This window comes from Sphingomonas sanguinis NBRC 13937 (genome assembly GCF_001591005.1).
Classification (GTDB): Bacteria; Pseudomonadota; Alphaproteobacteria; order Sphingomonadales; family Sphingomonadaceae; genus Sphingomonas; species Sphingomonas sanguinis.
In genome coordinates this window covers 1-8,294 of record NZ_BCTY01000083.1, presented here as the reverse complement: position 1 = coordinate 8,294, position 8,294 = coordinate 1, and the positions used below count along the sequence as shown (strand labels likewise).

At 59.4% G+C, this 8,294-nt stretch carries 11 protein-coding genes; 6 read left to right on the top strand and 5 right to left on the bottom strand.

The window, feature by feature from the left end; genetic code table 11:
* Together SSA01S_RS19335 and SSA01S_RS18260 are read right to left on the bottom strand one after the other, a co-directional pair.
* Window positions 1-345, bottom strand: a 345-nt coding sequence (locus SSA01S_RS19335; protein WP_082795188.1) for a TehB family protein, incomplete at its 3' end; no start/stop codon positions are given.
* Between the two features lie 11 nt (window positions 346-356).
* Complete coding sequence (locus tag SSA01S_RS18260; protein WP_037479448.1) at window positions 357-800, bottom strand: globin domain-containing protein; 444 nt, start codon at window positions 798-800, stop codon at window positions 357-359.
* Window positions 801-824: 24 nt separating this feature from the next.
* Here SSA01S_RS18260 and SSA01S_RS19330 point away from each other — a divergent pair, with 24 nt between their 5' ends.
* Both SSA01S_RS19330 and SSA01S_RS19325 read left to right on the top strand, forming a co-directional pair.
* The gene (locus tag SSA01S_RS19330; protein ID WP_244885710.1) at window positions 825-1,355 is read left to right on the top strand and encodes an RrF2 family transcriptional regulator; all 531 of its coding nucleotides are present in this window, start codon (window positions 825-827) and stop codon (window positions 1,353-1,355) included.
* 13 nt (window positions 1,356-1,368) lie between these two features.
* The gene (locus SSA01S_RS19325; protein ID WP_217996070.1) at window positions 1,369-1,653 is read left to right on the top strand and encodes an HPP family protein; all 285 of its coding nucleotides are present in this window, start codon (window positions 1,369-1,371) and stop codon (window positions 1,651-1,653) included.
* Window positions 1,654-1,736: 83 nt separating this feature from the next.
* On the opposite strand, the gene istB is transcribed toward SSA01S_RS19325, so the two are convergent.
* Both istB and istA read right to left on the bottom strand, forming a co-directional pair.
* On the bottom strand, window positions 1,737-2,516 hold the full coding sequence (istB, locus tag SSA01S_RS18255) for an IS21-like element helper ATPase IstB (RefSeq protein ID WP_061781538.1): 780 nt from the start codon (window positions 2,514-2,516) through the stop codon (window positions 1,737-1,739).
* Window positions 2,506-4,026 carry an IS21 family transposase gene (istA, locus tag SSA01S_RS18250; RefSeq protein WP_061781539.1) on the bottom strand — a complete coding sequence of 507 codons (1,521 nt, stop codon included), beginning with the start codon at window positions 4,024-4,026 and terminating at the stop codon, window positions 2,506-2,508. Before istA ends, istB begins: the two co-directional genes overlap by 11 nt.
* 48 nt (window positions 4,027-4,074) lie before the next feature.
* On the opposite strand from istA, the gene SSA01S_RS19320 reads away from it, so the two are divergent.
* Window positions 4,075-4,539: an HPP family protein gene (locus SSA01S_RS19320; RefSeq protein ID WP_082795186.1), complete on the top strand. Its 465-nt coding sequence runs from the start codon at window positions 4,075-4,077 to the stop codon at window positions 4,537-4,539.
* 294 nt (window positions 4,540-4,833) lie between these two features.
* Here SSA01S_RS19320 and SSA01S_RS18245 read toward each other — a convergent pair whose 3' ends face one another.
* Window positions 4,834-5,328, bottom strand: coding sequence for a hypothetical protein (locus tag SSA01S_RS18245; protein WP_061781537.1), 495 nt, complete (start codon window positions 5,326-5,328; stop codon window positions 4,834-4,836).
* A gap of 266 nt (window positions 5,329-5,594) precedes the next feature.
* Between SSA01S_RS18245 and SSA01S_RS18240 the strand changes: the two genes are divergently transcribed.
* From SSA01S_RS18240 to SSA01S_RS18230, 3 genes are all read left to right on the top strand, one after another.
* On the top strand, window positions 5,595-6,542 hold the full coding sequence (locus SSA01S_RS18240) for an MlaA family lipoprotein (RefSeq protein ID WP_061781536.1): 948 nt from the start codon (window positions 5,595-5,597) through the stop codon (window positions 6,540-6,542).
* Between the two features lie 97 nt (window positions 6,543-6,639).
* A complete protein-coding gene (locus SSA01S_RS19935; protein ID WP_061781535.1) occupies window positions 6,640-6,885 on the top strand; it encodes a site-specific integrase in 246 nt (81 codons plus the stop codon).
* 648 nt (window positions 6,886-7,533) lie between these two features.
* Window positions 7,534-8,294 (top strand): helix-turn-helix domain-containing protein (locus SSA01S_RS18230; RefSeq protein ID WP_272867567.1); only part of this gene is annotated, 761 nt, incomplete at its 3' end.

Genomic DNA, 8,294 nt, shown 5'->3' with positions numbered 1-8,294 from the left:
AGTTGCCAGTTCTTCAAACCGACACAGCGGCACAGCCTCGGAAAGCTGACGGTAGAATTGAACATGAAACCGGACGGGTCCAAGCGGCACAACATGATGGAGGACCGTAGGCTCCACCAAACCTGGTCTGCTCTCAGGCGTCAGTATAAGTTCGGCACCCACTCGGCGTGGATCGGTTACGCAATAGCGCAATCGGCCTTCCGCCACCTGTATCAGCCCCCATACCCCTGGCTTCGTACAATGATCCTTACGAAGGCCCGCTGGAATCGAAACCTCTGTAAACACGTCAGTCTGACGATATGGCTCCAAGCCTTCGGGAAGTTCGGCAGCGGCCTCTGATGGCATGATTTCCGATGTCACGCCGCCTCAGTGTAGAGCATGGTTTCACGTGCCTTCAGAACGTCAGCAAGGAACCAATACGCCTCGCCCCATGCATTCAGCACGGTATCATCAACCGCATCCCCAAGAACGTCCTTGATCGCCGGGAGCAAGGCGTTCGCAACGGCAGGGTAATGCTCTGGCTTAATGTGCGTCGCGACGTGGCGCGCAGCGATGCGTTCGATCGCGGGTTTCAACGCCTCAAGCTTGTCGGCGTTCTGTGCGAAGGCAAGGATGGCAGCCGCAAGCCGCTTAGGCTGCTCGCCAGATTCTTGAGCCGCCATATCGAATAGGGCTTTGATTTCAGGATCGACAAACAGCCGTTCGTACATGCGCGTCGTGATTTCCACGCCATGAACCTGCAGGATCGGCGCAGTGGATTTGACGATGGCGATAGTCTGTTCAGAAAGCGGCGTGGTCATGGGCAATTCCATATAAACATGCTGATGGAATGCATCTATACTCCTGCTCTAAAAAGATGCAATGCACCTGCATGTTTAAGGTCAAGATTTGAGATGCGCCTGACCGCGCATACCGACTACGCGCTACGCATTTTGCTCCATGCAGCACTAGCTGCTCGGGATGGAGACGGGCTGTTGGGGGTCGCGCAAGTGGCTGCCGACCATGCTATTTCACGCAATAATGCGATGAAGGTAGTAAATGTGCTTTCCAACGCTGGTCTACTCCAGACCGTGCGCGGGCGCAGCGGAGGATTTCGTCTCGGGCGTTCAGCCGAAACTATCACGCTTGGTGAAGTGGTGAGACTTACCGAGCCATGTCTGAATCTTGCCGATTGCGAAAACTGCATCCTGCGCGGCAGCTGTGGTCTAAGAGGTATGCTTAACAAAGCTATGGGCGTATTTCTCGCTGAGTTGGACCAACAAACTCTTGCGCAGGCTGCCGCTGGCTCACGGCTCCCTGCAGCGATCCAGCTCTCGAACGTACCCCGCGCCAGCACCACTTTAGTCTACAACTAATTTCCCAGATATCGTGCTAAACATATTCAAGCCAATCCTTGCAGGCGCGACCTTGCCAGATCGATTGATCGCAAGTTTGGGTGCTGCGATTGCCATCGCTCTTACCATCGTAGTTTGTGCTGGCCTTCCTCTTTCTGCTATGGATTTGCCGATCATTGTCGCACCCCTTGGTGCTTCAGCGGTACTGGTATTTGCCGTGCCTTCCAGCCCTCTAGCCCAGCCTTGGGCCGTGGTCGGCGGCAACACCATTTCAACCTTGATTGGCGTATGGGCGTTCAATCTGTTTCCAGACTGTTGATTGCCACTGAGAAGTGACCCGGGATTTCCATTGAGAATTGACCCGGGTGGGTGTGGTTTATGTGCTGCCGTTTCTCGGCAGGTTCAAGATGCGGGCTTCTCCTTTCTGGTTGTGGGGGCTGCGGTGCTGGCACGGAAGCGGAAGCTGTCGTTTCCGGTTTCCAGGATGTGGCAGTGGTGGGTGAGCCGATCGAGCAGCGCGGTGGTCATCTTGGCATCGCCGAACACGCCAGCCCATTCGCTAAAGCTCAGGTTGGTGGTGATGACGACGCTGGTGCGCTCGTACAGTTTGCTGAGAAGATGGAAGAGCATGGCACCGCCCGATGGGCTGAAGGGCAGGTAGCCCAGTTCATCGAGGATGAGCAGGTCGAGTCGTAGCAGGCGTTCTGTCAGCTGGCCGGACCGGTTCAAGGTCTTTTCCTGCTCAAGCGCATTGACCAGATCGACCGTGGAGAAGAAGCGAACCTTCTTGCGGTGATGCTCGACAGCCTGAATGCCCAGAGCCGTGGCGATATGGCTCTTGCCGGTGCCGGGCCCGCCGATCAGCACGACGTTGTCGGCGTTTTCCATGAAGTCGCCCTGGTGAAGCTGGCGCACGAGGGCTTCGTTGATCTCGCTGGCGGCAAAATCGAAGCCCGTAAGATCCTTGTAGGCCGGGAAGCGGGCCGCCTTGATCTGATAGGCGATCGACCTGACCTCCCGTTCGGCCATCTCTGCCTTCAGGAGCCCAGACAGCATGGGCACGGCAGCATCGAAGGCAGGCGCGCCCTGCTCGATCAGTTCTCCGGCAGCTTGCGCCATGCCGAACATCTTGAGGCTGCGCAGCATGACGACGATGGCCGCGCTGGCGGGATCATGACGCATGGCGGATCTCCCTGAGCGTATCGTAGCGAACGACATTGGCCGCGGGCTCCTGCGCCAGACGCAGGGCCTGAGGCGCATCGATCGGCGCTGCTGGAGGCGCCTTGCCATCGATAAGGCGATGCAGCACGTTGAGCACGTGGGTCTTGGTGGCAACACCGGCTTCCAGAGCCAACTCGACCGCTCTCAACACAGCCTGCTCGTCGTGATGCAGAACGAGAGACAGGATCTCGACCATCTCCCTGTCGCCGCCTGGGCGCTTGAGCAGATGGCCCTGCAACTGCCGGAAGGCTTGCGGCATCTCGAGGAAAGGCGCGCCATTGCGCAAGGCGCCGGGCTTGCGCTGGACCACTGCCAGATAATGCCGCCAGTCATAGATTGTGCGTCCCGGCTTGTGATGGGAACGGTCGATGAGCCGGGCATGTTCGCACACGATCTGGCCTTCGGCCGCTATGACCAGACGATCCGGGTAGACCCTCAGGCTGACCGGCCGGTTCGCGAAGGATGCAGGCACGGAATAGCGGTTGCGATCGAAGGCGACGAGGCAGGTCGGCGACACGCGCTTTATCTGCTCGACAAAGCCATCGAAGGGCCGGCCCAGCGGCATCAGGCAGGCAACTTCCTCGGCGTGCGCATCGGCCACGGTGCCGGGCATGACGCCATGCTGGATCTCGCCCCATTGGACGATGCATTGCTCTTCCAGCCAGGCGTTCAACTCAGCCAGATCGCGGAAGCTGGGCATCGGTTGCCACAACCGGCGTCGAGTGTCCTGGACGTTCTTCTCGACCTGTCCTTTCTCCCAGCCAGAAGCCGGATTGCAGAAATCGGTCTCGAACAGATAGTGGCTGGCCAAGGCGGCGAACCTGGCATTGACCTGCCGCGCCTTCCCTGTCCCGATCTTGTCGACAGCGGTGCGCATATTGTCGAAGATGCCCCGCTGCGGCACGCCGCCCAGCACCCGGAATGCCTGCGCCAGCGCGTCGAACAGCATCTCATGGGTCTGGAGCAGATAGGCGCGCACGATGAAGGCGCGGCTATGTGCCAGCTTGGTATGGGCAACCTGCAGCTTGGTCACCTTGCCGTCCAGCACGGCATAATCCTCGCTCCAGTCGAACTGGAAGGCCTCGCCAGGCTGGAAAACCAGAGGCACGAACGTCCCGCGCCCGCTGGTCTGCTGTTCATACTGAAGCTCGGTCCGCCATCGCCGGGCGAAGGCGGCGACCCGGTTATAGGAGCCATCGTAACCCAGCTTCACCAGATCAACGTAGAGTTGCTTGGCGGTCCGCTTCTGCTTGCGGGATTTCTTGGATTCCACCCGCAGCCAAGCCGTCAGCTTGTCCGCGAAGGGATCGAGTTTGCTGGGTCGCAACGGGACCTTGAAGCTGGGCTCAACCGTATCGGAGCGCAGATATTTGCGGATGTTGTTGCGGGACAGGCCGGTCCGGCGCCTGATCTCCCGAATGGAGATCCCCTGCCGGAAATGCCACCGGCGGATCACACTGAGTAAGTCCATGTCGATCACTCCAAGCCCCTCCGACTGGCAGCCGGAAGGGAGGAAAACATGGGTCAATTCTCAGTGGTAATTTATACGCGCCCCGGGTCACTTCTCAGTGGCAATCAACATCCAGACATCACACTTGCCGCTGGCGTCGCGGTGGGCGGCGCGATTCTGGTGATGTCGCTACTACGCTGCCTACATCCTCCGGGAGGCGCGGCTGCGCTTACTGCAGTAATTGGCAGCCAAGGCATTCACGCAGCAGGGTATAGCTTCGCTTTCGCGCCGGTAGCGATCAATTCCATAGCACTTGTGTCGATAGCTATGTTCTTTCATCGTATGACCACACATAGCTATCCGCACGTACCAGCCCTCACGCCGGAGCCTCGCGTTCCACGAGCTTTTCATTCATCCGATATCGATGCGGCACTGGAAGATATGCACGAAAGCTTCGATATCAGTCGTGAAGATATCGAAGTGCTGCTGGCACATGTCGAACGACATGCTCTAATGAAATCCCAGCGTCGGTAAATCCGTCAACTTCTCGATAATTTATGGCATTGTGGTTGCCCATTTCGTTGATGCAAAAGTTTTGATTTTTGCATCAAAAGCGACCGGGATGGCAAAGATCGACCTGAACGAAAGACCGTTTTTGGATCCCCCCATTTGTGACTCGAGCGTCCGCTAATGCGGTTGCGATCGGAACACCGGCCTTCGACTCCCGCAAGCACAAAAACGGCCATCTTCCGCATCAATGTGCGACAAACAGGTGTTTTCGGACACTCAAGCAGACCTGTCGGCGCTTAGCGTATATCTGTGTCCGTTCTATGTACCGACCCCGACTAGGTTGTTCCTGACCGACGCGGAAGGTGCCCCTCGTTCGACCGAGTGTCTGTCCCGTCGCTGAAGGTACAACAGAGTGCTACAAAGCCCAATTACGTCGTCGGCTTCCGGTACATTGATCAACGTCGCATAGCGTGCGAACTCCGCAGAGCGGTCATCGAAACCGAGCGCTACAATCGGCACCCCCTGCGCCAGGGCGTTGAGGAGCAGGTGTTCGCGTCCGCTGTGCAAACGCGCAAAAATGATCACCGCGCGAGGATCACGAACCCAGAACTCCCAGTCATCGACATCGGCGAGGGTTGTTACGCCGTCAATCCGAAGTGCCTCGACCCATTTCGCCAGCTTGCGCCGCTTCTGCGCGCAACCGACGATCGTCAGCCGGTCACCCAGCCGACTCGCGAGAGCGAAGGCGCGGATGATCCTGATAAGCTGGCGGACGTCACCACTATCGCCGAACGCAATGAAGAAGCTTTCCATGCGGGCAAGACGATGTCGCGCGGCGTCGCCGCAGTTCGCCACCCTACCCTTCTCGCGAAGTTGGAGGTGGTCGCTATGGCTCGATAAGCGCGCACACCTTCCAAATCCTAAGCCGAATCTTCACCCGACGCGCCGATCGCGACCGATCTTTTGATCAACAGCTGCGGCTAGGCGCTCGCCGTGCCGTCCGCTGCGTGAGGTCATGAAGGGAGAAGGTCGCCGACCCGCTGGCGATTCCTCGCGGTGCCTTGCCGGAGAACAATTACATGCTGATAACGATGCCGCTCGCTGCGACCGTCCAGCCTGTCGGTGCGCGATCTCCGGTCGCCGCGTTCGTTCAGGCCGCTCCCGCGTTGCTGCCCCCATCGCCGCCGCCGGCCGCGACGGGCATCACTCAGACCGTGCCGCCGGGTCCCTCTCAGCCCGAGCCGGTCGGCGAAATCGTCGTGACCGGTCGTCGTCGATCCGCCGGCGATCCGCTCGAGGCCGTGAACGCGAAGTCCTTCGAGGCGACGCAGGCCGTCGACAAGGCCGTGTTCGGTCCCGTCGCTCTGGCCTACAAGCGGGCCATGCCAAGCCCGGTCCGTAGCGGTCTACGCAACTTCTTCAAAAACCTGCGAGAGCCAGTGGTCTTTGCGAACTACTTGCTACAGCTCAAGCCCGGCAAAGCTGCGGAGACTGCAGGCCGCTTCGCAGTGAACACGACGATCGGGGTCGCCGGGCTCGTGGATATGGCCAAGCGTAAACCCTTCAACTTGCCACGCCGCCCCAATGGCTTTGCCTATACGCTCGGCTATTACGGCGTCAAACCCGGCCCGTTCATCTTTCTTCCGTTCCTTGGACCAACCACGCTGCGCGACGCGATCGGTGGCCTTGTCGATCGCGCGATCGTTCCAGGCATTGGGGGACCTCCCTTCAATCAACCGGGATACGCAGTTCCTGCCACAGCGTTGGGCGTACTCGACCGCAGGGCCGAGTTCGACGAGGATCTGCAGCGGATTAGAGCAAGCGACGATCCCTACGTTGCGCGGCGAGAATTCTACCTTCGCAAACGCCAGCATGAAATTGACGCTCTTCATAGTTCTGTTCACGCCGTCGCCGCGCCGATTAATCCCAATGCGTTATCCGCCAGATCGGAGGACGCGACAAACCTTCTGATCATCACCGTCTCTCACGCCGCAGAACTGACACAGCCAGTTCCATTCGAGCCCTAAGCCTCTCGGTTTCCGGTGACGCGCGTTTCGTCGCTCCGAACTGGTGGCGATCGCGGTTGCAAGAGTGACGCGGGACCCAGAGGGACTTACCATCTACATGAAGTCGTCAAAGACGAACCAGTCTGGCGCTGGCCAAAGTGTCTCCGTGCTCGACGGACGGCGGCTGGAGCCGGTACACCATTATAACGGCGGGATCACCGCTGGGCCGGTCTTTCGCAAGCTCACACCGCAGGGTCGCCTAACCAAGCAGGCGATGAGCACCAAGGGCGTGGCGCTGGTGGTGAAGGCTGCCGCAGCCGCAGCCGGCTATGCGCCCGAACTGTTCGCGGGCCATTCCTTGTGAGCGGGGTTCCTCATCGAGGCCGGACGCCAGAACGCCAATCTGTTCAAGATGCGGCAGCACAGCCGCCATGCGTCGATCGACATGGTGGCCGAGTATGTCCGGGATACCGAGCGCTACCGCGATCACGCTGGGAAGGGGTTCATGTAGTGGAGATCGTCCGCCCAGCTGCGCTCGCTCGCTCTTCTCAGACATAGGGTAACTGAAAGCACGAGGCGCTGCCGTTCAAGCGAGCAAGCACGATCAAGCCCCAGATGGGCACGTGCTATCAGTTACCGTATCCCCCTACTCCGCTGCGCATGGCGCCAATCGGCGCATAGGGAAACTGAAAGCACGAGGATTTCCTAGACACGGTAACAGATAGCACGAGCCGCGAGACGCGACTCTCGACGCAACTGCCGTTTACCTTGTGAAAGTCGCAAGCCCCGGGTGTCCCAGGCGCGACCTCGTCGCCGAGCGACGGCGAGAAACCAGAACAAGGGAATGCCGTGCAGAAAAGAAAAACCCGGCACTAGGCCGGGCTTTTCGGAACCTCGAAGAGGCCGTGTGACAACGATCACCTAACCGAGCTCCGAATACGCAGCAAGACGAAAGCGCTCAGGGCGCCACGGACTTCTGCGTCCGCACGGAAATCCAAAGGGGATTTTCCGAATGAGCACCTATGTCTACGCTCCAGGCGCCGGTCACCGCCGGATAGATGAGCGCACCGCCGCCACTGACCAGCTTGCTTATGCATTCAACGGTCTTCCTGACGACGTCAGCCACCGGCAAGTCCTCACCATGTTCAAGAGGGCGGCACCCTATCTGGGTATCCCCCCTCGCCTCGTCCATGCCATCGATACGCTGATGAGCTGGTCCCGCGCGATCGACTGGTCTGACGGACAGCGTCCAATCGTCTTCCCCTCTAATGAGAAGCTGACCCAGAAGCTCGGCATCGGAGTCCGGCAACTGCAGAAAATGCTGACCAGTGCAGCACGCCACGGGCTGCTGACTCACCGTGATAGTGCCAATGGCAACCGGATTGGCGCCCGTGGCAAGGATGGCCGACTGATCTACGCTTACGGGATCGATCTCAGTCCGCTGGGAGCGCGGTACCGGGAGTTCGTCGAGACTGCGAACGAAGGAAACGCCGCCGATTTGCGGATTGAACTCCTGCGTAAACGGTTGACGGCCGCTCGTCGTCGGATCCGCAGCTTGGCCCAATTAGTGGAGGATGAGGCGATCGAGGGGATCGATGCCGGGACTGCGGTCGAGATCGCGCAGCTTGCAACCCGGCAGATGCGTCAGGTCCGCGACGAGAGCCTTCTTGGCGCCTGTGTCGAGCAGATAGAGGGTCGCGCCGATGAGCTTGGCAAGAGCGTCACGGCAGCATTTGAGCTCTCGAACTCTCCTCAGCCGCATGGAAAAGATTT

Bases quoted from the DNA above. Each gene is read 5' to 3' on its own strand.
- SSA01S_RS18260 (WP_037479448.1), bottom strand. From the start codon at position 800: ATGACCACGCCGCTTTCTGAACAGACTATCGCCATCGTCAAATCCACT.
- SSA01S_RS19330 (WP_244885710.1), top strand. From the start codon at position 825: ATGGAATGCATCTATACTCCTGCTCTAAAAAGATGCAATGCACCTGCA.
- istB (WP_061781538.1), bottom strand. From the start codon at position 2,516: ATGCGTCATGATCCCGCCAGCGCGGCCATCGTCGTCATGCTGCGCAGC.
- istA (WP_061781539.1), bottom strand. From the start codon at position 4,026: ATGGACTTACTCAGTGTGATCCGCCGGTGGCATTTCCGGCAGGGGATC.
- SSA01S_RS19320 (WP_082795186.1), top strand. From the start codon at position 4,075: ATGGGTCAATTCTCAGTGGTAATTTATACGCGCCCCGGGTCACTTCTC.
- SSA01S_RS18245 (WP_061781537.1), bottom strand. From the start codon at position 5,328: ATGGAAAGCTTCTTCATTGCGTTCGGCGATAGTGGTGACGTCCGCCAG.
- SSA01S_RS18240 (WP_061781536.1), top strand. From the start codon at position 5,595: ATGCTGATAACGATGCCGCTCGCTGCGACCGTCCAGCCTGTCGGTGCG.
- SSA01S_RS19935 (WP_061781535.1), top strand. From the start codon at position 6,640: ATGAAGTCGTCAAAGACGAACCAGTCTGGCGCTGGCCAAAGTGTCTCC.